The sequence below is a fragment of the Streptomyces lomondensis genome (assembly GCF_014651035.1).
In the GTDB taxonomy this organism is placed as follows: Bacteria; Actinomycetota; Actinomycetes; order Streptomycetales; family Streptomycetaceae; genus Streptomyces; species Streptomyces lomondensis.
Genome location: NZ_BMWC01000001.1, coordinates 190161 through 213046, shown reverse-complemented (window position 1 = coordinate 213046; position 22886 = coordinate 190161). Strand labels below are relative to the sequence as shown.

The 22886-nt window shown below is 69.5% G+C and carries 25 protein-coding genes; 12 read left to right on the top strand and 13 right to left on the bottom strand.

The window, feature by feature from the left end; genetic code table 11:
• Positions 1-81: 81 nt before the first annotated feature.
• From IE255_RS00945 to IE255_RS00925, 5 genes are all read right to left on the bottom strand, one after another.
• Positions 82-753, bottom strand: coding sequence for a class F sortase (locus IE255_RS00945; protein ID WP_190048153.1), 672 nt, complete (start codon positions 751-753; stop codon positions 82-84).
• A gap of 2 nt (positions 754-755) precedes the next feature.
• The gene (locus IE255_RS00940) at positions 756-1445 is read right to left on the bottom strand and encodes a hypothetical protein (RefSeq protein WP_190048152.1); all 690 of its coding nucleotides are present in this window, start codon (positions 1443-1445) and stop codon (positions 756-758) included.
• 120 nt (positions 1446-1565) lie between these two features.
• Positions 1566-2345, bottom strand: coding sequence for an HAD-IIA family hydrolase (locus tag IE255_RS00935; protein ID WP_190048151.1), 780 nt, complete (start codon positions 2343-2345; stop codon positions 1566-1568).
• Positions 2346-2455: 110 nt separating this feature from the next.
• The gene (locus tag IE255_RS00930) at positions 2456-3229 is read right to left on the bottom strand and encodes an LPXTG cell wall anchor domain-containing protein (RefSeq protein ID WP_190048150.1); all 774 of its coding nucleotides are present in this window, start codon (positions 3227-3229) and stop codon (positions 2456-2458) included.
• Between the two features lie 122 nt (positions 3230-3351).
• A complete protein-coding gene (locus IE255_RS00925) occupies positions 3352-3570 on the bottom strand; it encodes a hypothetical protein (RefSeq protein ID WP_190048149.1) in 219 nt (72 codons plus the stop codon).
• Positions 3571-3690: 120 nt separating this feature from the next.
• Here IE255_RS00925 and IE255_RS00920 point away from each other — a divergent pair, with 120 nt between their 5' ends.
• Entirely contained in the window at positions 3691-4461 is a 771-nt protein-coding gene (locus IE255_RS00920; RefSeq protein ID WP_229906239.1) for a TetR/AcrR family transcriptional regulator, read from the top strand.
• Between the two features lie 398 nt (positions 4462-4859).
• On the opposite strand, the gene IE255_RS00915 is transcribed toward IE255_RS00920, so the two are convergent.
• On the bottom strand, positions 4860-5969 hold the full coding sequence (locus IE255_RS00915) for an ROK family transcriptional regulator (RefSeq protein WP_190049303.1): 1110 nt from the start codon (positions 5967-5969) through the stop codon (positions 4860-4862).
• Between the two features lie 95 nt (positions 5970-6064).
• Here IE255_RS00915 and IE255_RS00910 point away from each other — a divergent pair, with 95 nt between their 5' ends.
• The 3 genes from IE255_RS00910 (at position 6065) to IE255_RS00900 (ending at position 8634) form a co-directional block, all read left to right on the top strand.
• Positions 6065-7156 (top strand): Gfo/Idh/MocA family oxidoreductase, encoded by a 1092-nt coding sequence (locus tag IE255_RS00910; RefSeq protein ID WP_190048148.1) that lies wholly within the window; start codon positions 6065-6067, stop codon positions 7154-7156.
• Positions 7153-7680 carry a heme-degrading domain-containing protein gene (locus tag IE255_RS00905; RefSeq protein WP_190048147.1) on the top strand — a complete coding sequence of 176 codons (528 nt, stop codon included), beginning with the start codon at positions 7153-7155 and terminating at the stop codon, positions 7678-7680. Before IE255_RS00910 ends, IE255_RS00905 begins: the two co-directional genes overlap by 4 nt.
• A gap of 87 nt (positions 7681-7767) precedes the next feature.
• Complete coding sequence (locus tag IE255_RS00900) at positions 7768-8634, top strand: LLM class F420-dependent oxidoreductase (protein ID WP_190048146.1); 867 nt, start codon at positions 7768-7770, stop codon at positions 8632-8634.
• Between the two features lie 78 nt (positions 8635-8712).
• Here IE255_RS00900 and IE255_RS00895 read toward each other — a convergent pair whose 3' ends face one another.
• The 3 genes from IE255_RS00895 to IE255_RS00885 all read right to left on the bottom strand — a co-directional run bounded on the left by IE255_RS00895 (position 8713) and on the right by IE255_RS00885 (position 10829).
• Complete coding sequence (locus IE255_RS00895; protein WP_190048145.1) at positions 8713-9570, bottom strand: fumarylacetoacetate hydrolase family protein; 858 nt, start codon at positions 9568-9570, stop codon at positions 8713-8715.
• A gap of 149 nt (positions 9571-9719) precedes the next feature.
• A complete protein-coding gene (locus tag IE255_RS00890) occupies positions 9720-10430 on the bottom strand; it encodes a YidC/Oxa1 family membrane protein insertase (RefSeq protein WP_190048144.1) in 711 nt (236 codons plus the stop codon).
• Between the two features lie 87 nt (positions 10431-10517).
• Positions 10518-10829: a DUF6412 domain-containing protein gene (locus IE255_RS00885; protein ID WP_190048143.1), complete on the bottom strand. Its 312-nt coding sequence runs from the start codon at positions 10827-10829 to the stop codon at positions 10518-10520.
• A 238-nt stretch (positions 10830-11067) separates the two neighbouring features.
• Here IE255_RS00885 and IE255_RS00880 point away from each other — a divergent pair, with 238 nt between their 5' ends.
• The 6 genes from IE255_RS00880 (at position 11068) to IE255_RS00855 (ending at position 17372) form a co-directional block, all read left to right on the top strand.
• Positions 11068-12543 carry a glycoside hydrolase gene (locus IE255_RS00880; RefSeq protein ID WP_190048142.1) on the top strand — a complete coding sequence of 492 codons (1476 nt, stop codon included), beginning with the start codon at positions 11068-11070 and terminating at the stop codon, positions 12541-12543.
• Positions 12544-12667: 124 nt separating this feature from the next.
• Positions 12668-13684 carry an SEC-C domain-containing protein gene (locus IE255_RS00875; protein ID WP_190048141.1) on the top strand — a complete coding sequence of 339 codons (1017 nt, stop codon included), beginning with the start codon at positions 12668-12670 and terminating at the stop codon, positions 13682-13684.
• 165 nt (positions 13685-13849) lie between these two features.
• Complete coding sequence (locus IE255_RS00870; protein WP_190048140.1) at positions 13850-14308, top strand: DUF3592 domain-containing protein; 459 nt, start codon at positions 13850-13852, stop codon at positions 14306-14308.
• 489 nt (positions 14309-14797) lie between these two features.
• The gene (locus IE255_RS00865; protein WP_190049302.1) at positions 14798-15196 is read left to right on the top strand and encodes a very short patch repair endonuclease; all 399 of its coding nucleotides are present in this window, start codon (positions 14798-14800) and stop codon (positions 15194-15196) included.
• 58 nt (positions 15197-15254) lie between these two features.
• On the top strand, positions 15255-16148 hold the full coding sequence (locus IE255_RS38970; RefSeq protein WP_229906238.1) for an NgoMIV family type II restriction endonuclease: 894 nt from the start codon (positions 15255-15257) through the stop codon (positions 16146-16148).
• Between the two features lie 105 nt (positions 16149-16253).
• Positions 16254-17372, top strand: coding sequence for a DNA cytosine methyltransferase (locus IE255_RS00855; protein WP_190048139.1), 1119 nt, complete (start codon positions 16254-16256; stop codon positions 17370-17372).
• Here IE255_RS00855 and IE255_RS00850 read toward each other — a convergent pair.
• Both IE255_RS00850 and IE255_RS00845 read right to left on the bottom strand, forming a co-directional pair.
• Positions 17366-18331 carry a NaeI family type II restriction endonuclease gene (locus tag IE255_RS00850; protein ID WP_190048138.1) on the bottom strand — a complete coding sequence of 322 codons (966 nt, stop codon included), beginning with the start codon at positions 18329-18331 and terminating at the stop codon, positions 17366-17368. The genes IE255_RS00855 and IE255_RS00850 overlap by 7 nt on opposite strands.
• Positions 18332-18809: 478 nt before the next feature.
• Positions 18810-19460 (bottom strand): ATP-binding protein, encoded by a 651-nt coding sequence (locus IE255_RS00845; RefSeq protein ID WP_190048137.1) that lies wholly within the window; start codon positions 19458-19460, stop codon positions 18810-18812.
• Positions 19461-19738: 278 nt separating this feature from the next.
• Here IE255_RS00845 and IE255_RS00840 point away from each other — a divergent pair, with 278 nt between their 5' ends.
• Both IE255_RS00840 and IE255_RS38965 read left to right on the top strand, forming a co-directional pair.
• On the top strand, positions 19739-20590 hold the full coding sequence (locus IE255_RS00840) for a helix-turn-helix domain-containing protein (RefSeq protein ID WP_190048136.1): 852 nt from the start codon (positions 19739-19741) through the stop codon (positions 20588-20590).
• Positions 20591-20599: 9 nt separating this feature from the next.
• Positions 20600-20794, top strand: coding sequence for a hypothetical protein (locus IE255_RS38965; RefSeq protein ID WP_229906237.1), 195 nt, complete (start codon positions 20600-20602; stop codon positions 20792-20794).
• A 340-nt stretch (positions 20795-21134) separates the two neighbouring features.
• Here IE255_RS38965 and IE255_RS00835 read toward each other — a convergent pair whose 3' ends face one another.
• Entirely contained in the window at positions 21135-21974 is an 840-nt protein-coding gene (locus tag IE255_RS00835; protein ID WP_229906236.1) for a hypothetical protein, read from the bottom strand.
• A 23-nt stretch (positions 21975-21997) separates the two neighbouring features.
• On the bottom strand, positions 21998-22828 hold the full coding sequence (locus IE255_RS00830) for a glycosyltransferase (protein ID WP_229906235.1): 831 nt from the start codon (positions 22826-22828) through the stop codon (positions 21998-22000).
• Positions 22829-22886 lie beyond the last annotated feature (58 nt).

Below are 22886 nucleotides of genomic sequence, written 5' to 3'. Positions count from 1 at the left end.
CGGCCCGTGCGCGCGCGGTCGAGGACCGGCCCGGTCGGCGGCTTCAGGGGGAGCGGGTCGTCGACCGGGCTGGGTGGCGCGTCACAGGCCGGTTCCCGTCAGGTACGCCGAGACCACCACGTTCGCCGTGTAGCTGCGGGTCGTACGGTCGAAGCTGCCGCCGCAGGTGACGAGCCGCAGCTCGGCCCGGCCCGACTGCCGGGGGCCGTAGGCCTGGTGGGCGTCGAAGCGGTCGCGGGTGAGCACCTGGACGGACTCGACCGTGAACTCGGCGACCTTGGCGTCGGCCCGGATCACCCGGATCGTCTGGCCCGGCCGCATGGCACTGACCTTGTAGAAGACGGCGGGCCGGGTGTCGGTGTCGACGTGGCCGACCATGAGCGCGGTGCCGGGCGCCCCGGGCGCCACGCCGCCCGCGTACCAGCCGACCACGCCCGGCTGGTCGTAGGGCGGCGGGTCGAGCGCCCCGCGCGCGTCCAGGCCGCGCGCAACCACGGGTGCCTGGACGCCGAGCCCGGGGATGTCGACGCGCTGCGGCAGCGCGTCGGTGAGGGGGCGGTGGGCGGGGGGCAGCTTCACGTCCGGGGGCCGGCCGGCCGCCGCCATGTCGCCCGTGGTGGGGGCCGATATGCCGTGCCGTACGTCGGTGACCTCGCGCCCCCACAGCCACAGCCCGAGCAGCAGCACCACCCAGGCCACGCCGGTCAGCAGGCGGCCGGTGCCCGAGGAGAACCTCTGTTCCTGGTCGGACATGGTCAGTCCGTTCCGCGGCTCCGGCGGACACCGCCGAGCGCGACGACCACCGCGGCCACCCCCGCGAGCACCAGGCCGGTCACGCCCTGGGCCGTGCCCGGACCGGTCCCGCGGTCCTCGGCGGCGACGAGGTCGGCGGCACCGCCGCCGCCCGCCTGGACGGGGGCGACGGGTGAGGCGTGCGGGCCCGGCCGCCGGGACGCCTCGGGCTGCTCCTCGGCGCCGAGGCCACCGTCACGGGCGGCGGCGGCTCCGCCGAAGGGCGCCACGGACCCGGGCGCGGGCGGCCGGCCACCGCTTCCGTCCGCGGACGATTCACCACCGGCCCCGGCCCCCGGCATGGCCCGTTTCTGGTCGCCGTCCCGGACGGTGAGCGTGCCGGTCCGTTCGGCGTCGCCGCAGGTGACCTTCACGGCGTACGTCCCCGCCCGGAGCGTGGAGCGGACACGTGTCTCGCCGGCCAGCTCGCGCTCGCCGCCGGTGACGGTGAGCCGGGCGTCCGCGACGAACGCCGCCGAGGAGGCGACGGCCGTCCGCTGCGCGCAGCCGGTCACGCGGAGCGTGAGGTCACCGCCGGGCGCGGGGGTCGCCGGGATCACCGAGACGCCCCCCGAGTCCGCCGCGTACGCCGCCGGGGTCAGGGCGGCCGCGGCCAGGACGATCGTGCAGAGAGTGACTCTCAGGGAACCCATCGTGAACCTCCAGACGCCTGGAGCCTCCCCCGCGCGGTCGCCCGCCGCATCCTCAGGGACGCGGCGGCTGCTCCGTACGGGTGACGACGGGTTTGAGTCCCGGGACCCCGCCTCTCGGCGTCAGACCCGGTCGACCAGGTCCGCGATCGAGTCGACGACCTGCGACGGCCGGTACGGGAAGCCGTCGACCTGGTCGGGCGTGGTCAGGCCGGTGAGCACCAGGAACGTCTGCATCCCGGCCTCCATGCCGGCCAGCACGTCGGTGTCCATGCGGTCGCCGATCATCGCGCTGCTCTCGGAGTGCGCCCCGATGGCGTTCAGCCCGGTCCGCATCATCAGCGGGTTCGGCTTGCCCGCGAAGTACGGCTTTTTGCCGGTCGCCTGGGTGATCAGCGCGGCCACGGCACCGGTGGCGGGCAGCGGGCCCTCGGTGGAGGGGCCCGTCTCGTCGGGGTTGGTGCAGATGAAACGGGCGCCGCCGAGGATGAGCCGGACCGCCTTCGTCATGGCCTCGAAGGAGTACGTGCGGGTCTCGCCGAGGACGACGTAGTCCGGCTCGTGGTCGGTGAGGATGTAGCCGATGTCGTGCAGCGCGGTGGTCAGTCCGGCCTCGCCGATGACGTACGCCGAGCCGCCCGGCCGCTGGTCGTCCAGGAACTGGGCCGTGGCCAGGGCCGAGGTCCAGATGCTCTCGATCGGCACCTCCAGGCCCATGCGGCGCAGCCGGGCGTGCAGGTCGCGCGGGGTGTACATCGAGTTGTTGGTGAGGACCAGGAAGGGCTTCCCGGACTCGCGCAGCTTCTTCAGGAAGGCGTCGGCGCCGGGGATCGGTACGCCCTCGTGGATGAGCACCCCGTCCATGTCGGTGAGCCACGATTCGATGGGCTTGCGGTCTGCCATGTGCGGGATCTCCTGCCGTACGCCGCGGTCCTGCGTCGACCCAGCCTAAACAGTGGCGGGATCTTGCGGAATGGGCGGCTCATGGCATCCCGACAGGCGGGACGGCGGGTTCAGCGGCGGCGGCGTGCGAGGAGACGGCGGCGTGCGAGGAGCAGCGCCCCGCCCCCGGCGAGCAGCAGGGCCGCGGCGGCCGCCGCGATCTGGCCGCCGGTTCCGGTGCGGGCCAGTTCCTCGGCGAAGGGGAACCGGTCCTCGCGGGGCGCGGCGGTGGCGTCGCCCTCCGGCAGGGAGTCGGTGCCGCCGTCGTCTCCCGCCCCGCGGCCCTCGATGCCGAACCGGTAGTCGTTCGACTGCCCCACCCAGTCGCCGTCGTCGTCGTGCCGCTGTACGACGGCCGCGTTGGCGGTGACGTCGTTGGCCACGGCGTCCGAGGTGACCGCGAGCCGCACCTTCACGGTGACGGTCTTCCCGGGGCCGACGGTGAACCCGCCGAAGCCGCCCTCGTCGTCGGCGAACGCCCCGACGAGTTCGTCCTCGCCGGTCTTCTCGAACCGCACGGGATGGGCCCGCGCCCCCTCGAAGAACTCCAGCCGCGGCTGGGACGGCTCCATGGCCCGCCGGTCGTCGACGAGCACGACGACGGGGTGGATGCCCGCGCAGGTCCGGTCGGTCGTGTTGGTCAGGTCGAGGTACCAGGTCCCGAACCCGCCCCCGGCCGTGTAGGAGTCCGGCCCGCCGTGGATGCGGGTGGTGAGCGGGAAGGTGTGGTCGTCGGGCGCGGCACAGGCGGGCGCGGGGTCGTCCGCGTACGCCGGGTGGGCACCGGGGAGCAGGACGGCGGCTGCCGCCGCCAGGCAGAGGTGAGCGGGCGTGCAGAGTCGCATGGACTTATGACCTTGCCGGTTCGCGAGCACCGAGCGCCGATGTCGCCGGAAACGGGCCCGAACGGCGGCACGCATCCGCCCGGTCGGCGGACAGCCGCCCAGGGCCCGGGCGACCGGAAGGCCTAGCGACGCCCGAGGGCCTTGGCGCGCGCGTGGGCCCAGCCGGTCAGGAGGACACCGGCGGCGGTGAGGGCCGCGTAGGTCAGCAGCAGCGGGACGAAGCCGCCGGGCAGGTCCCCGAGCACTCCCCGCTCCCCGTGGTCGACGAGGAGCCGGACGAGTGCCTGGGCGGACACGACCAGCACCACCATGCCGAGGACCTGTAGGACGTCGTACTTCATGTGCCTCCCTTTCCCGAGGGGTGAGGTTACGAACGTATCAATCGACGGAGGCCTATTGGCCCCATCTGGCCCACGATCTCCGATTTACGTCACACTTTTTGGGCGCGCTATCGTGAGATCGTGCGTGACGAAAAGAAGTGCCCGGTGTGCGGCGGGCCCCTGGCCCGTCCGGAGCGGGGCCGGCCGCCCGTCTACTGCTCCCGGAGCTGCCAGGCCCGGGCCTACCGCCGGCGCCGGCGGCCGCTGCCCGAGCCGGGCACGCCGCCCGTGTCCCGGCCGACGGACGTCCGCGCGCGGCAGCGGCTGCGGATCGCCGAGGCGGTGTGGCGCATCGCGGCCGGGCAGGGCCTGGAGGCGGCGAGCATGCGCAGGATCGCGGCCGAGGCGCGGGTGTCGCTGCGGGTCGTGCAGTACCACTTCGACTCCAAGCACACCCTCCTGGTCGACGCGCTGCGCCTGCTGCACGAGGAGAACGAGCGGCTGGCCCGGGCGCGCATCCCGTACGACATGACGGACCCGTGCGCGCTGCTGCGGGCGGTGCTGGACGAGTTCCTGCCGCTGGACGACCAGCGCGCCTTCGCCCTGCGCGTGTTCACGGCGTACTACGCGCGCAGCCTGACCGATCCCGCGCTCGCGGCGGTCTTCCTGGCCGCCGAGCAGCCGCTGGAGGGGCTCGTCGCGGACATCATCGGGGCGGCCGAGGCAGCCGGCCGGACGGCGCCGGGCATCGACCGGGCGCACGAGGCGGACCTGCTGGTGGCGGGAGCCGTCGGGCTGGGCCTGGACGTCCTGCACGAACGCCGCTCCCTGGCGGACGTACGGAGGGTGCTGGACTACCACCTGGCCCGGATCTTCCCCGCCGGGGCGGCCGGGGGGCCGACGCCGGCCTAGGGCCCTGTCGGGCAGCGGTATGGCGGCGGCACGAGTACCGCTCGACGGCCCGGGCGCCGGCCCCAGGGCCCTGTCGGGCAGCAGCACGGCGGCGCGGGTCCCGCTCAGCGGCCGGGACGCCGACCCAGGGCCCTGCCGAGCAGCAGCACGGCGGCACGAGCCCCGCTCAACGGCCCGGACGCCGACCCAGGACCCTGCCGAGCAGCAGCACGGCGGCACGAGCCCCGCTCAACGGCCCGGACGCCGACCCAGGACCCTGCCGAGCAGCAGCACGGCGGCGCGGGTGCCGCTCGGCGATCGCTCGGGCCCGGGCCCGCGTCGCCGCGAGCAACGCGCACGACGCGCCCCCGTAGCTCAGGGGATAGAGCAACGGCCTCCGGAGGGCCCCGCCAAGAGCCTCAGCCGTCCCCCCGTCCGAACACCGGCCCCAGCACCAGCTGCGCCGCCCCCACCGCCACGGCCCGCCCGCCCCCGGCCGCGACCCGCACGGGCACGGCGTCCTGCCCCGTCCGCCGGGCCCGCTCTTCCAGCACCGCCGCGACCCCGTGCACGAACGCGTCGGGGGCCGCGGCCACCGTGCGGCCGCCCAGCAGGACGACGTCGATGTCGAGCAGGCCGACCAGGTTCGCCGCCCCGGTGCCCAGCACCCGCGCCGCCTCCTCGACATCGCCGCGCGCCACCGCACCGAGGCACAGCGCCTCGACGCAGCCCCGGTCGCCGCAGGTGCACGGGGGGCCGTCCAGCTGGATCACCTGGTGACCGAACTCCTCCGCCCCGGTCCTGGCCCCCCGGTGCACGCTGCCGCCGATCACCAGACCGGCCCCCAGCCCCGTCCCGAGGTGCAGGTAGGCGAAGGAGCCGCCCTCGCCTCCGGCGGCCAGGCCCAGGGCCGCCGCGTTGGTGTCCTTGTCGACCACCACCGGCACCCCCAGCCGCTCCGCCAGCGCCTCCCGCAGCGGAAAGCCGTCCCACTCGGGGAATCCGGTCACCCGGTGCAGCACGCCCCGGGCGTGGTCGAGCGGCCCGGGCAGTGCGACGCCCGCCCCCAGCAGGGCCCGGTCGAACCCGGCCGGCGGCACCGCGGCCACCGCCTCCCGCACCGCGGCCACCGCTTCCCGCACCGCTCCCAGCACGGCCTCCGCCCCGGCGCCCAGGTCCAGCGCGGCCCGCCGCTCCCCCACCACGGCTCCCCGCAGGTCCACGAGGACGACCCGCACCTCGTCCCGGTCCAGATGGACCCCGACCGCATGCCCCGCCTCGGGCACCAGCCGCAGCACCGTGCGCGGCTTGCCCCCCGTGGAGGCCCGCCGGCCCGCCTGCGCCGCGAGCCCGTCCGCCCGCAGCCGGGCCGTGATCTTGCTGACCGCCTGCGGGGTGAGCCCGGTGCGCTCGGCCAGTTCGAGCCGGCTGATGCCGTCGGCTCCGGCCGTCCGCAGCAGGTCGAGCACCAGCGCGGTGTTGTGGCTGCGCAGGGCGAGCAGGTTCGCCCCGCCCCCGGTGCCGCGCATGCCGCCCACCCCGCCCGTCCGGTCGTCCGCCCTGTTCACGCCACCCATTGTCCCCGGCGCTTGCACTTTGGCAACAGCGTTGCGAAAGTGGTGGCATGACTGGCACACCCCTCGGCACAGCCCCCGGCTCGCCCCTCCGCGTCGGCCTCGTCGGCTACGGCCTCGCCGGCTCCGTCTTCCACGCCCCGCTGATCGCCGCCACCGAGGGCCTCACCCTCGACACGGTGGTCACCTCGAACCCGGAACGGCAGCAGCAGGCCCGTGCCGAGTTCCCGGACGTGCGCCTCGCGGCCGGGCCGGACGAGCTGTTCGACCGGGCCGCCGAGCTGGACCTGATCGTCGTCGCGTCCCCGAACAAGACGCATGTGCCGCTCGCGACCGCCGCCCTCAAGGCCGGCCTGCCGGTCGTGGTCGACAAGCCCGTCGCGGGCACCGCGGCCGAGGCCCGCGAGCTCGCCGCCCTGGCCGAGCAGCGCGGCCTGCTCCTCTCCGTCTTCCAGAACCGCCGCTGGGACAACGACTTCCTCACCCTGCGCAAGCTGCTGGACGAGGGCGAGCTGGGCGACGTCTGGCGGTTCGAATCCCGCTTCGAGCGCTGGCGCCCGCAGCTCAAGGGCGGCTGGCGCGAGTCCGGCGACCCCGCAGAGATCGGAGGTCTGCTCTACGACCTCGGCAGCCATGTCGTCGACCAGGCCCTGGTCCTCTTCGGCCCGGCGGCCACCGTGTACGCCGAGTCGGACATCCGCCGCCCGGGCGCCGAGACGGACGACGACACGTTCATCGCGATCACGCACACGAGCGGCGTCCGCTCCCACCTCCACGTCTCCGCGACGACCGCCCAACTCGGCCCGCGGTTCCGCGTACTGGGCTCGCGGGCGGGTTACGTGAAGTACGGCCTGGATCCCCAGGAGGCGGCCCTGCGGGAGGGACAGCGCCCCGGCCCGGACTGGGGCGTGGAGCCCGAGTCGCTGTGGGGCCGCGTGGGCTCCGGAGAGTCCCCGGTGACCGGCGGCGGCCGCCCCGAACCGACCCTCCCGGGCGACTACCCCGCCTACTATGCGGCCGTGGCGAAGGCCCTTCGGGAGGGCGCCCCGAACCCGGTGACCGCCCTGGAGGCGGCCGCCGCCCTGGACGTACTGGAGGCCGCCCGTCGTTCGGCCCGCGAGAAGGTGACGGTGACCCTGTGACCCACAAGAGCAACCCCTCCCACAGCCAGGAGCTCACCCCGAAGTTCCACCCGGAGCTCACCCCGAGCCTGGAGGAGCTGGAGAAGCAGGAACGCCGCCTGGTGTTCCGCCAGTTCACGTACGACGACGCCTGGGCGCTCGGCTCGCTCCTCGTCGAGCTGGCCCGGGAGCGGCAGGCCCCGGTCGCCATCGACATCCACCGCGCCGGCCAGCAGCTCTTCCACGCGGCGCTGCCCGGCTCCACCCCGGACAACGACGCCTGGATCGCCCGCAAGCGCCGGGTGGTCGAGCGCTACGGCTCCGCCTCCTACCTGGTCGGCGCCCGCTTCCGCGCCAAGGGCACGACGTTCGAGGAGTCCTCGCGCCTCGACCCCGACACCTACGCGGCCCACGGCGGCTCCTTCCCGATCACCGTCGAGGGCGTGGGCGTGATCGGCGCGGTGACGGTGTCCGGGCTGCCGCAACTCCAGGACCACCGCCTCGTGGTGGAGGCGCTGGAGCGGTTCCTGGGCGACGACCGGTAGCGGGACGGAATGCGTGCCGGATCCCTCCGGTTGGCACCTGCCGTACGCGTGATCAAGTACGGCACCCAATCGGAGGGATCGCACCCCATGACCACAGCCCTGAAGGAGACCGTCGGCCGGTACGGCATCTGGAGCGTGGGCCTGCGCTCGGAGGACCCGGACCGACGCGGCGAACTCGCCGAGGCGGCCGCCGAACTGGAGGAACTCGGCTACGGGGCCGTCTGGCTGGGCGGCAACACCTCCGCCGCCCACGCCGCCCCGCTGATCGAGGCGACCTCCCGGCTCACCGTCGGCACCAGCATCCAGAGCATCTGGCAGCACGAGGCGGACGCGACCGCCGCGGCCTTCGCCGAGCTGGAAGCCGCCCACCCCGGCCGTTTCCTGCTCGGCCTCGGCGTCAGCCACGCCAGGCTCGCGGAGCAGTACCGCCGCCCGTACTCGGCCCTCGTCGACTACCTGGACCGACTGGACGCCGCCGGGATGCCCGCGGACCGCCGGGTGCTGGCCGCCCTCGGCCCGAAGAGCCTGAAGCTGACGCGCGACCGTTCGGCGGGGGCGATCCCCTACCTGGTCACCCCGGAGCACACCGCCCACGCCCGCGAAGCCCTGGGCGAAGGCCCCCTGCTGGCCCCCGAACTCGCGGTGGTCCCGGAGACGGACCCGACCCGGGCCCGCGCCCTCGCCCGCGAGTTCCTGGACACCTACCTCCCCCTGCCGAACTACACCAACAACTTCCTCCGGCACGGCTTCACCGAGGACGACCTGACGGACGGCGGCAGCGACCGCCTGGTCGACGCCCTGTTCGCCTGGGGCGACGACACGGCGATCCGCGCCAGGATCGACTCGTTCTTCGAGGCGGGCGCGGACCACGTGGCCCTCCAGGTGGTGAACGAGGAGCCGAGGGACGCCCTCCCCCGGAAGACGTGGCGCGACCTGGCAGCGCTGCTGGACTGACCCTGTCAGGGGCGCGGGGAACTGCGCGACCGGCCACGACGGACCCGCAGTCGCCAACGATCCGCAGCTCCCCGCCCCTCAGGCGTCCTTGAACTCCTGCCGCTGCCGCCCGAGCCCCTCGATCTCCAGCTCCACGACATCCCCGGCCCGAAGGAACGGCTTCGGCTCGGGCGCCCCCATCGCCACCCCCGCCGGCGTCCCGGTATTGATCACGTCCCCCGGGTACAGCGTCATGAACTGACTGAGATACCGCACGACCTCCCCCACCGGGAAGATCTGCTCCGCCGTCGTCCCGTCCTGCTTCAACTCCCCGTTGACCCACAGCTTCAGGGACAGGTCCTGCGGATCCGGCACCTCGTCCGCCGTCACCAGCCACGGCCCCAGCGGATTGAACGTCTCGCAGTTCTTGCCCTTGTCCCAGGTCCCGCCCCGCTCGATCTGGAACTCCCGCTCGGACACGTCATGTGCCACGGCGTACCCGGCGACCTGCGCGAGCCCCTCCTCCGCGGAGCCCAGATACCTGGCCGTACGTCCGATGACGACGGCCAGTTCGACCTCCCAGTCGGTCTTGGCGGAGCCGCGCGGCACGAGCACCGTGTCGTGCGGCCCGACGACCGTGTCCGGCGCCTTCATGAAGACGACCGGCTCGGCGGGCGGCTCGGCGCCCGTCTCGCGCGCGTGGTCGTGGTAGTTCAGCCCGATGCAGACGATCTTGCCGATCCGCCCCAGCGGCGGTCCGATCCGCAGCCCGGTGGCGTCCAGGACGGGCAGCTCGCCGGCGTCCGCGGCGGCCCGCACCCGGCCGAGCGCGGCCCCGTCGGCGAGCAGCGCGCCGTCCACGTCCGCGACGACGCCCGACAGGTCCCGCAGGGTCCCCTCGGCGTCGAGCAGCGCGGGCCGCTCCGCCCCCGCCGTACCGACTCGCAGCAGCTTCATGATCACGTCTCCCTCGATCGCGGGCGCCCGCCCGACGCGCGTGACCCGGATGCGGCGGGGCAGCCATCGGAGGACTGGTCGATCCTCCAAGGTGGCAGTGCGCTCCGCAATACCCCGTTCACGTACTGGACCGTCACCTCACCGACCGGCTAGCGGTACAGCACGGCCCGCTCGACGGCACTCCAGGTCGTACTGGTCACCACGTACAGCGCGGCGGCCAGCGGCACCACGGCCACGGTGACGAGCGTGAAGAACGACATGAACGGCATGACCTTGGTCATCGCCCCCAGCCCGGGCACCTGCTCGCCCGCACCGGCCGGGACGACCGGGTTCGCGGCCATCATGCGCTTGCTGAGGCGGTAGCTGAACGCGGCGACGCAGGCGACGACCACGAACAGCCCGGCGTAGACGAGTCCCGCCCCGCCGAGGAGACCACCGTCGAGGGCGTCCACCCACCGCTCCCCCAGCGGCGCGGCGAACAGCTGATGGCCGAGCAGCTCGTTGGCCTGCCCGCCGATCGTGTCGCTGGAGAACAGGTGGTAGAGCAGGAAGAACGCGGGGATCTGGAGCAGCCCGGGCAGGCAGCCGGCCAGCGGCGACACCTTCTCCGCGGCGTGCAGCTCCAGTACGGCCTTCTGGAACTTCTCGGGGTTCTTCCCGTGCTTCCTGCGCAGCTCGGCGATCTTCGGCTGGAGCGCGGTCCGCGCCTTCTGGCCGCGCGCGGCGGCCCGGGACAGGGGGTGGACGAGGAGTCGTACGAGCGCGGTGAACAGGACGATCGCGGCGGCGGCCGCGGAGGCGCCGAACAGCGGCTGGAGCAGGTCGGCGAGTCGCTCGACCAGGCTGGCGAAGACGGACATGGGTGAGCCCTCCGGGGGTCTCGTCGTGCCGGAACGGAACAGGGCGGCATAACGACCCGCGCGGGTCAGCTCGAAGAAGGAGGTGCCCTACGCGACGGTCGCCCGGAGGGCGTGTCCGGGTGCTCGGGGGCGGGTGCGCCCCCGGGCGTCGGGATCGCGTTGCGGCAGGAAGGCCGTACGGAGGGCACGGTCGCGGATGGCCGTACGCACCCGCGTGCGCGGCACGCTGGGCGCGCAGCGCGAGGCGACGACGGCGCAGACCGCGAGGGCGGCCGAGGCCGCGGCGGTCGCGGCGAGCGCGACGGTGGCGGAGAGGCTGCCGGTGTCGAGCAGCGCCACCTCGACGATCAGGAAGAGCAGCGCGAGGGCGGGACGCAGCGTCGCCCAACTGCGGTTCATCGGCTGCCCCTCCCCTCGCACGTGTGTATGCCCTGCTGTTCGTTATACAGGATCGCCCTCGCGAGCGGATCCACGACTTCGTACACGGGTTTGAGAAAGGTTCGCCAGAACTCTCGACAACCCACCGGTCACACCCGATGCTTCTCGATGCCATGAACCCGTTGCCATGAACGGGACAACCACCCGCGACGCCGGGCCGGGGACCGGCGCCTGCCCCGAATTCCTTTACGGAGGAGCCGTGATCCGACGCAGATCCCTGCTGGCCGCAGCAGGGGGTACGTTCCTCGGCAGCGCCCTGGCGACGGGCACCGCGCACGCGGACGCCACGATCGCCGTCAACCCGTCGACGACGTACGGCACCTGGGAGGGCTGGGGCACCTCCCTCGCCTGGTGGGCCAACGTCTTCGGCGCCCGGGACGACTTCGCCGACCTCTTCTTCACCACCAAGTCGGTGACGTACAACGGCCGGTCGCTGCCCGGCCTGGGCATGAACATCGCCCGCTACAACCTCGGCGCGTGCAGCTGGAACAGCGTCGGCGGCGAGACGATGGTGAAGTCGCCCAACATCCCCGCCTTCAAGCAGATCGAGGGCTTCTGGCAGGACTGGAACAACGAGGACCCCACCTCCTCGGCCTGGAAGTGGTCGGCGGACGCCAACCAGCGCGCGATGCTGGTGAAGGCCACCCAGCGCGGCGCGATCACCGAGCTGTTCGCGAACTCCCCGATGTGGTGGATGTGCAGCAACCACAACCCCTCGGGCGCCGCGGACGGCGGCAACAACCTCCAGACCTGGAACTACCGCCAGCACGCCTCCCACCTGGCGGCGACGGCCCTGTACGCGCGCAACAACTGGGGCGTGAACTTCGCGACGGTCGACCCCTTCAACGAGCCGGCCTCCACCTGGTGGACCGCGACCGGCACCCAGGAGGGCTGCCACATGGACCCCGCGGTCCAGGCCGCCGTCCTCCCCTACATGCGCAGCGAGCTGGACAAGCGCGGCCTGACGGGCATCCGCATCGCCGCCTCGGACGAGACGAACTACGACACGGCCCGCTCCACGTGGGCGTCCTTCAACTCGTCCACCAAGTCCCTGGTCTCCCAGGTCAACGTGCACGGCTACCAGGGCTCGGGCGGTCGCCGCGACCTCCTCTACACGGACGTCGTGACGACGTCCCGCAAGAAGCTGTGGAACTCCGAGACGGGCGACAGCGACGGCACGGGCCTGACCATGGCGTCGAACCTCTGCTACGACTTCCGCTGGCTGCACCCCACGGCTTGGTGCTACTGGCAGGTCATGGACCCGTCGGCGGGCTGGGCGATGATCGCCTACGACGCGAACACCCTCCAGCCGACCACCGTCCAGACCAAGCACTACGTGATGGCCCAGTTCAGCCGCCACATCCGCCCCGGCATGACGATCCTGGACACGGGCGTCAGCTACGCGGTGGCGGCCTACGGCGCGACGTCCCGCCGCCTGGTGATCGTGGCGGTCAACACCTCCACCTCCGCCCAGACCCTCACCTTCGACCTCTCTCGCTTCTCGACGGTGACGGGCGGTTCCGGTGGCCTGGTCCCCCGCTGGAACACGGTGACGACGGGCGGCGGCGACCTCTACACACCCCGCTCGGACATCCGCCTGAACGGCAAGTCGGTCAGCGTCCCGTTCGCCGCGAAGTCGGTCCAAACGCTCCACATAGACGGAGTGACGCTGTAAGTCCGTGACGGCGGTTCGGGGCGAACCGTGAAGCCTGGGTGGCGAGCATGGGAAGTCGGGAGGCCGGGTGGTCTGGCCTGCGCATCTCTCACGCTCGTCACCTCCCGGCAGTACGGTGTCCCCCATGCGCCCCGACACGCCTGCCGAAAACGTCGACCACACCGCCGAGGCGGCACGCCTGGAGCGGACCGCCGGCCTGTACCCCGAGGACGCCGAGGCCCTGCTGCTGCGGGCCGCGGCCCACCTGGAACTCTCCGGCGACCGCCCCACCGCGTCCACGCTCTACGACCGCCTGCTGTCCTCCCCCGACGGCCTGGAGAACCCCCACCTGGTCCGGGCGCTCAAGGCCTCGAACCTCTGGGAGTACGGCCACGAGGCCGAGGCCCGGGCGATCATCGAGGGAGTCCGGACGGCGTCCCCGAAGGACCCGGCCCCCTGGGTGATCGTCGCCGAGGCCCTGGAGTCCCACGACGAGCTGGAAGCAGCGCACGACACCTTCACGCAGGCCGTGCACCTCCTCCTGACGGACGTACCGCAGCCCCCGCAGCCGACGCACCCCCTCCTCTTCGGCCGCCACCGCGTCCGCCGCATGCTGGGCAAGTCCCACGACGAGTGGGACGCACTGGCCGACTCGGTCCACTCCCTCCCGATCTCCCTGGACGAACTCCACGACCCCAAGCGCGTCTGGTCCCTCGGCTCGGAGAACCCGGCGGAACTGGAAGCGGAGATCCTCCGCCTCCGCGCGGAACTGGGCGCCTACCGGGCAGCCCTCTCCCGCCCGTTCCCGGTGGCGATCCTGCACTGGCCGACGGAGGAACTGACGGAACTCCTGGAGGCGTACCCGGCGCTGGCCACGGAGTACCCGTCCCACGCGGACCACCTCTCCTCGATAGAGCGCTCCCTCCGCGAACTCTCCACCTCCGGCACCCCGAACCTGGGCATCGTCACGGGCACGGTCCCGTCCTACGAGGCCTTCGCGGCGTCGGAGGGCTCGTCCCCCGCCGACCCGACGCTGCTCCCGCAGTACGCGACGACCCTGGCCGCCCGCGGCCGAGCGGTGGCCTGGCCCCCACAGAGCACCGCGGCCTGCTGGTGCGGCTCGGGACGACCGTACGGCGCCTGCCACGGACACACGGCCTGACACGGGCACCGGGTCCTCCGGCCCACCACCCCAAGATGCCGCAAGCCCTCAGAGGGCAAAACTGACCCGGGCCGGCCCGCCAGCCGGCCCCACGGAACTGCCACGACACGCCCCCCGTCTTCCCGGACGACAGACGACTGACGACTGCTCCGGGGGGAACGTCACATGGACCAGCCCTGGCTCACGATCACGCTCATCATGGCCGCCGCCATGACGGCCTTCGGCATCTGGAACCTACGCATAGCCCAACGCCAGAGCCGAGCCCTCTCCCGCCTCGGCGTCCGGGGCATCCGCACCAGGGGCGAGGTGGCCCGGGGCCCCCGCCGAGAGGGCCCCACCCTCCACCCACCCCAGGTCCGCTACAAAGCCCCACCGCTCAACCGCCCCGAGGCCCCGCCCGACCAGACGTACCGCCGCACCCCCCTCAACCACGAGCAGCACCCTCTCCACGCCGGCGTCCCGGTCGTCCTCCGCTACGACCCGAGGGACCCACGCCGGGTGGTGGTCGTACACCAGAAGGACGGAAGGCCGGCGAATGTGTCGTACTCGGCGGGGGCGCACTTGGCTTGGGGGGTTTCTTGCGTGCTGCTCGGCGTGGGGATGGGAGCGGGCGCGTTCTGGTAGTGCCACTCCGGACGCCCCTCCGTACGTCTTGCCCCACCGACTGCTCGCCGCCGAACCGGCCCGGCGTGCGCCGAGCTGCGGACGCGTTCCCGCCCACGCCGGGCGACCGGACAGCCAACCAGTTGCGCTCCCCACCTGTGGCCCCCGCTTCCCCGGGCCGCCCGCTCGCTTCTCTCCCGTGATTCCGCGGCCCGGGTCAAGGGTGGCCCACAGGGCCATCGCCGCAGGCGACGCGGAACGCAGCGCAGCGGAGTGGAGCGCCCTTGAGGCGGGGTGTGGAAGCACGACACTGGCAAAGAAGCGGGCGGCCCCGAGAGCACGGATGAACTCCGTGCAGGCACCGCGCTGGTCAATCGCGTCGAGTCCGCTCAGCTCGCACCCATGACCGAGAAGGCAGGCTCAAGCACCGGTGCCCAAATGGATAGGTGGCGCTGGCAGAATTCACCTGTGTCTGGTGCCGTTCCATCCTCCCCGGGCGTCTCCGCCCGCATGAGTCGCCAAGGTTCTCGCGACACGGCCCCTGAGGTGGCCGTCCGCCGACTCCTGCACGCCGCAGGTCTGCGGTACCGAGTGAACGTGCCGGTGCCCGGTATGCCACGACGCACGATCGACATCGTCTTCACCAAGGCCAAGATCGCCATCTTCATGGATGGCTGCTTCTGGCACGGCTGCCCCCAACACGCAACGCAGCCCAAGGCGAACGCGGGATGGTGGCGAGCCAAGCTCGACAAGAACATGGCCCGGGACCGCGAGACGACGGAGCATCTCGAATCGCAAGGATGGACCGTGTTGCGATTTTGGGAACACGAATCGCCAGGCATGGTCACCAAAACCATTTCCCACACATTGATTCATAAACAGGGACCGCCGCAAGCAAATAACCCATAGAGCACCGCACTCCGAAATCACTCTACAGATTTAATTCGCAATCCACCAGGAGACTCGCATGCCTGCTCCTTTCGCCTCATCACTCTGCGGCTACCGAGATGGGCGACCCAACACATCGGACAAAGGTGACGCAGGATCGGTCGCGCTGGGGAAAGTGTTTTTTGAGGCGATGGGCATACCAGCCGATGTGACTCCCCCCAACGAGGCCGTAGGAAACCTGATGGCAAGCCTGATGTCCTCCGACCTCGAAAAGGCGATCAAGGAGGAAGCACCACACCTCACCGTGGAGCCCGAGAAGCCGTTCCCCAGTTTTGAGCAATTTTCACACCTCAATGCTGCCCGAGAATTGCGAGGCGACATGGCCAAGGAGGTTGCAAAGGCCATTGACGACCTGCGTAAGTTTTCCAGCAAGGCTGCCATGGATAAAGATATACGAGAGAAGTTGACTGCACACCTGGATAAGATTCACGACGAGATTGCATCGACAGAGTCCCGCCGCCGCGAGCTCCTGAACATCCTGGGCGAGGAGTCGTTGCTCAAGTTGGACATCACCGTCTCGCGCGAGCTGGCCAACCCCATCGACCCGAGCGCCCCCCTGCAGCACCTCGTCGCCGGGTTCTCCCTGAAGTGGACACTCCGCACCGACCGAGCCCAGGACTGCAGAAGCCAGGGTGCAAAGATGGCAGCACTGCGTCGAGGCCGCATGCCGCACTTTGCAGCAGTCACCATGGAGCCACGGCCGGCCATGCTGGCGCTACTGGGCCGAGGGTCCGGTGACGTCGACTGCGTGTACCACCTCCACCTTCCCGCCCTCTCGGCGGCAATCGACGACTACTGCTCCGGGACAAGGCACAAGGCCCGGCTCGCCATCCGTGACAACTTCAGGCGTCTGCGCGACCAGCGAAGGATCCGCGACTACGACGAGCTGCGCAGCTACGTAACGACCCTTTGACGACACTCCACCCTCGCGCTCCAACTCGCTGCACGGGACGGCCGCACCGGGCCGCCTCAAGGCCATCAGGGACAACTGTCAGTCCCTCCGATTAACCTGTCCTGCATGGCTAAGCGCATCTCCATGATCGACCTGTTCGCAGGCTGCGGCGGCATGACCTCCGGCTTCGTCGCCGCAAAGGGTTACAAACCGGTCATGGCGGTCGAATGGGACCTGCATGCCGCAGCCACGTACGCCGCCAACTTCGGCGAGTCGCACACCCATTGGGGTGACATCTCGGACATCGAGGACCGTGAGATCCCCAATGCAGACGTCATCATCGGCGGCCCACCATGCCAGGGCTTCTCAAACCTGGGCACACGCGATGTGAACGACCCGCGCAACAAGCTGTGGAAGGAATACATTCGGTTCGTCAGACACGCGCGCCCCATGGTCTTCGTCATCGAGAACGTCGACCGTTTCCTGAAATCTTCGGAATTCTCCTTGCTTCAGGCCGAGGTGCGCCCTGGCGGCTTGCTTGAGGGCTACGAGTTGACCTACGGCCTCCTTATGGCCGCAGACTACGGCGCACCTCAGCGCCGCAAGCGAACGATCGTGATCGGCTCACGCATCGGCAAGATTCCGCTGCCTGAGCCAACTCACGGGCAGGGCAACCCTCTTGGACTGAAGAGCTGGCGAACGGTCCGTGATGCCTTCCACGGAAAGCAACTCCTTGACGTACCCGCCGTAAAAAGCCTGCCCGACTCGACGGTCTCCGTCTTCGGTAAGACAGTACCGGGCATCTACAAGAGCGAGGACCTGCACATCGGGCGCACGCCTACGGAGATCTCACTTCTTCGGTATGCACACATTCCACCCGGTGGGGGCCGGTTCGACCTTCCCGAAGAGCTGTTGCCCAACTGCTGGAAGAACAAGCCGTCCGGAACCACGGACGTCATGGGAAGGATGCGGTGGGACGAACCATCGCTCACCATCCGGACCGAGTTCTACAAGCCGGAGAAGGGGCAGTATCTGCACCCTCAGTGGGAACCCGGCCAGGAGGGCTATCGAGTGGATCGGCCCATCACTCACCGCGAAGCGGCGCTGCTCCAGACCTTCCCCGACACCTATCTGTGGTGCGGCACGAAGATTCAGATCGCAAAGCAGATCGGCAACGCCGTCCCTACGGTCCTCGCCGAGGCCATCGCCCGCCACCTCAAGCCATACCTCTTGAGTGCTCAGTAGTCGATGACGGGAGCCGGATGAGGCGACTCGTCCGGTCTCGCAACCGCATACGGAGCGCCCGCAATAAAGGCCACCGGCCGACCGTCTCCTGGCGCGGGAGCGGGCACGACTCGCGTTGCCACCCAAGTCCCCTTGTCCGGAATCGGCAGCCCAAGGGCTTTGGCAACCAGCGGGCTCTCCTTCTGGTGGCCGAGAATGATCACGCCTTCCCGCGCGAGTCTCTGTCGGGCATCACGTACGCGCTTCGGCGCATCCAGTTGCTTCGCGACTGTCACGACTGCGTTTCTGTCCACGATGCAACCGTGAACGTATCGGAACAGTTGATCCACTCGGTTCTGCCCGACCGGAACGCGCTCCAACGCTTCACGCGTGGCTGGATCGAGCCCCAGCAGGAGATTCCTCCTCAACCTCCCCTGCTGATAAAGCCACTTGATATGGCTACGCCCAGAAAGTGATATTGAGCGCTTCCCGTCCTGATTGCCTCCCCTGGTCAAGACTTCCTCCGATATGCGAACCAGTCCGACCTTAAAGGTCGACAGCCTGTCGTTCGCAGACATGAGGAGACAGAGGTGCCCCATTGCTTCCCGCGGGATCATCCACTGCCCGCCGAGCGAGAACTTTGCATCCACCTCGTGGCCGCAGACCACATAGTCCATGTCCTCGCCGCGCGGCAGATTGAACGCTGCACGGCAGACAATCTCGACCTTCGTGCCCAAGTAGGTCTTCTCGGTCTTCTCAAGTTTGTCGACGTCGTACCGACCCGTTCTCTGACCGTCGAGTACCTCGTCCAGCGACTGTCGGAACACGGATGAGAAGCGGTTCTCCAGATCAGCGTGATTCTTGAACCACCGCATCACACGCTCGACGCCACTGTCATCGGGTTCCTTCGGAGCGTCATCGTCCTGGCCGGCTCTGAGTTCATCCGGGTCGTCGAACAGCGTGCTCTCATCCATCGGCATGCCGACACCTTAGATCGCCGGCACGCCGTTCTCCAGATCAATAAGGGACCTGACGACAGCCCTCAGCCAGTAACGGCTCAGCCGGGAGAGGCCTGTTCGATAATCCTGCGCACCTGTCGCAGCTCGGTCGCCACACGCAGCCATGCGTACTCGTCAAGCCCTGCCCGCGTCCGCTGCGCGATTCGGTCAATATGTTGCAACACGTAGTGCGCAGCGTCCGTGCTCGTCAGTCCGCGCGGAGGCCTCACCTCGTGCCACTTGAATCTGGCCGAAGCCAGCACGACCTCATCAGTAACTCGGACCGTCAGCATGAAGTCGTCCCCTCTGCCCTCAGCAGCGAGGGACATCAACTCGACATCTTCCAGAAGTCCGGCCCTTCTCGCCGCTGAGCAGAGCAACCCAAGCGTGGTCGGGGCACGCCAGTCGAAGTGGCTCACATCCGATGGATCGAATTCTCCCGGTGCCCTCATGTCTGCTCTCACCTCCGCGCCGCAGACACTGCCTCAAAAGACGCCAGTGCCCTGTCCAACTCGGCCTCGGGGTCAAGCCCATGAGCTTCGAGCCAGTGAAGAAGGTCGGCGATCAGGTTCACTGCTCCCTCGGTCGCCTGGGCAACGAGCGAGTCGCCTGCTCCGGTGAACCGGGCGACCTCAGTGCTGTAGGAGACGAGTAGCGCGTCTGCACGTTGAACGCGGTGATCCCGAACGTGGCCGTGCGGAGATGTCAAGGCTGTAGCCAGTTCGCACCACGTCGTCTTGCCTGATGAGGTAAGGCAGACACCCCAACTCTCGGCCACCGCGTCGATAATGGCGATGCCCCGCCCCCATTCGGCTTCGGCTGCGACGGGCACAACTGTGGGGAGTTCATCCGCGGCAGGATCGCGCACCTCCAGGCGGAGGTTCGTACCGTTCATCGAGACGGCGAGAGTGGTGGGCGCACCCACTCCTACGTGCCTGATGACGTTCGAGACCAGCTCGCTGACACAGAGTTGAGCGGTCTCGATCACGTTGGGCAGACCCCAGTGCAGAAGGTGAAGGCGCATGATCCGGCGCAGCGCCGACACTTCCCGTGGTTCTGCAGCAAAGGAGACGTCCCATTCCGTGCGCGGCAGGCAGTTGTCATGTGACATGTGCAGCCCCCTTGAGTCCAGCCGGCTCTGATCGATTCACCTGCGAATACGCGACGGTCAGTGGCTTGTCTCCCTGACGCGGGCCCACCCCTCCCAGGGCAGGAGAAGTCGGGCAGGCCTGCGCGATGCACTTCTGCTCGCCGCGCGTGAGCAGTGCGATGTTCAAGCTAAGGGAGCGTCAGGTAAATTTGCCAGCCTCCTCGGCAAATTAACTCGAACGTGGCTCGCGTCGTGATCACACGGCAGACTGCGGTCTGAGCACAGACGGAAGGATCGGCATGCCCCCGAAGGCAGTTCCCACTCAGCGGCAGAAGCGCCTGGGCAGCGAGTTGCGCAGGATGCGCGTCTCCGCAGGCATGTCCGCGGAACAGGCGGCCAACCTCCTTGGTGTCGACCGCGGAAAGATCTCGTACATGGAATCCGGGGTTCGAACCATCAGCGAGGAGCGACTGCGCACGCTGGCCCACCACTGCGGCTGCCAGAACGCGAAGTACGTCGACGCGCTGGTCGAAATGGCGCAGACGAGTGGGCAGGGCTGGTGGGAGCAGTATCGGGGAGTTCTCCCCCAGGGGCTACTGGACATCGCCGAGTTGGAAGCACGGACAACACGCATGCGTACGGCCTGCACAGCACACATCCCAGGCCTCCTGCAGACGGCTGAGTACGCTCTGGCCGTCTTCCGTGCCGTCATCCCACGCCTCCATGAGCACGAAGTGGCCACGCGGCTGGCCCACCGCACCCATCGTCAGCGAGTCTTGAACGGCGAGACACCGACTCCTTTCATCGGCATCGTGCACGAGGCCGCGCTGCGAATGCAGTTCGGTGGCCGTCAAGTTGCCCGCGCCCAGCTCGAACACCTGCTGGAGGAGTCCGAGAAGGACAACGTGACCGTGCTGGCGATCCCCTTCTCCCAAGGGGCGTTCCCCGGCGCTGGGCAGACCGTCCTGTACGCCGAAGGAGTAACAGCAGAGCTGGACACAGTGCAGATCGACAACTCCCACGGACCCGACTTCTTGCATGGGACCGGTGAATTGGCCAAGTACCGCGCCCACTTGGACCGGATGGTTGATCTCGCGCTGCCCGAGGACGACTCGCGGAGCTTCATCCACGCCATCGCACAAGATCTTTGAGGAGGCGGCATGTCTGAAATTCACTGGGAAGAGCCCTTCTGCGGGGAAGGGAACTCTTGCTTCCGCATAGGTACGGACCAAGAAGGCAACGCGTACATAGCAGTGCGTGGACAGGAGGACCGTTTCATCGTGGACAGTCGAGACGCCCTTCGGACCATGATTCGTGACATCAAGGCAGGAAAGGCTGATCACCTGCTCCAGTAAGGCGCCGGCGTCGCCGGAGGCTCCGCACTACCCCAGGCTGCGGCAAGTCGGCGGACCACAGTTCATTCGCCGAGCGCCAATGGGCTCTCCTCCGCTCTCGTCGTGATCAGTAAGGCACGTCAGCGACGACACCCTGCCCACGTGCTTCAACTTGGCAGACCGTGCACGGTGGCGCGGCAGCAAGTACAGGCCCACCAGCACGCCGCTTTCGGCCTCCGCCATGACCGAGACGGCTACTGACGGGTGAGCTCCTGCTCGATGCCGCTGGCAATGACGGGCCATGGAGTGGGAAGTGCTGCAATCGACGACCAATACCGATGGAATGCTCGAACTGCAGCGCTCACCCCAAGCCCCACAGACGCAGGCCCAAGCGTGCCAAGCACCCGCCGGGTGATGCCACCGGCGCCTCGCGCCGCGGGTGTGATGCCGTTGCCGAGTAGCAGCGTGGCCGTCCGGATGGCGTCCAAGGCGGAACCCGGGGCCGTTCCGGCCAGGGGCCCGAACACGAGGTCGTCCAGTTTTGATGCGTCCGGGCCCAAGCAAGGCGTTCGAGTCCGGTACCGAGATCAACAGCCATTCGCCGGGGGTTCTCGACGTTCCACAGGAGCACGATGTCACCCAGCGTGAGGTCCAGATGGCGGAACATCAGGGTCACCCCGGCCACCTGTCGGCGCTGCCACGTCCTGAGCTCCCCGTAGAGGCTTATGTGCCGGGCGTGGAAGCCGAGTCTGGAGAGGACGTAGAGCCAGTCGTCCAGGACGCCGGCGTACTCGTCGATGCCCTGGATTGGCTGGACTCGTGACACGTTGACGAAGGACGTCAGGTAACCGTCGAGGAGCCCCCCGTCCCGGTCACGCTCGCCGGTGAAGCGCACCACTGGTTGGGGCAGAAACCCGCTCCGGTAAGTCACCGGGCGTCCGTGCTTGAGGAGCGGATCGAGAGCCTGAACCGCCGAGACGGCCAGTTCGGTTTCGCGCCCCCAGCGCAGCGGAATGCAGGCGTCGCGCGGAACGCCGCGATCAGCGAAGGCATCCTCCAGCGTCCGCAGGAGCTCAGCCCACGAAGGTGGTCGGCGTGGTGGTGCGTATGGCGAGCCCCAGTGACGGTGACGGATCTCCAGATGTGCGCCCTCGATCGTGAACTCCCAACTGTTCCCGAGAACTTGGCGGAGCGCGGTCACTGCCTGAAGCGCGGGGGCTCTTGTCAACATGAAGCAGCCGCCATTGCTTTGAAGTGCCGCATCGGGTGAAAGCGCTGCTGCCCAATCGCTTGGACCTCGGTGTGATCCAGATCAGCAGCTCGCTCGATCGCTTCCGCGAGAGCCCGCGCTGCGGTCTCGTCGTCCGCCTCAGGCGGCACGGCGGTCGTCACGCCCGTACGGTCACAGAGTGCGGCTTGGGCGCACGTGCCTTCACGCCAGGTCAGCGCAGCCATGGGCGTTCCCGCTCGTAAGGACTCCCCGAAGACGGCGGCACCGGCCTCCACGTAGGTACGCGCGTACGTGTAGACGAACACCGAGGCATCCCGGATGGCACCTGTCTTGCTCGGGCCACCGAGTTCACCGATCCACTCCACGTTGTCGGCGGACAGCAGCTTTTCGTGGCTCCGTACGTAGTCCTCACTGAAGACGGGGCCGACGATGCGAATGCGGCGACCGAGGAGTTGAGCCGCTCTTACCGCAAGGTGGGGAGCTTTTTCCTCATCTATTCGTCCCAGCCACACCAGGTCGCGGCCCTGGGTGGCCGGGGGCTCTTCCTCGTTGACGCCGAGGTGTACAGCCAGTTCCTGAACGGGCAGGTGAACTGCATAACGCTCGATCATCTCGGGCGAGTAGCAGTAGAGCCGTGACCGCGTGCCGTCGAATGCGGTGGCGGCATGCTGGAACACCGGGGAGTGCTGGAACGTGGCCACCTCACACTCCAGCTGGCTCCAGGTCCGTACCCAGGCGGGTAGCGACGGGTACTCGTGGCCGACAACCAAGAGGTCGTAGCCTGCGGCTTTGAGCTCGCGTTCGGTCAGCGATCCCGCCGTCACATCTTCGAGACGGATCGGCTTGCGGACCCAGTCTGGTTCCAGAGCCGGGAGCCACCCC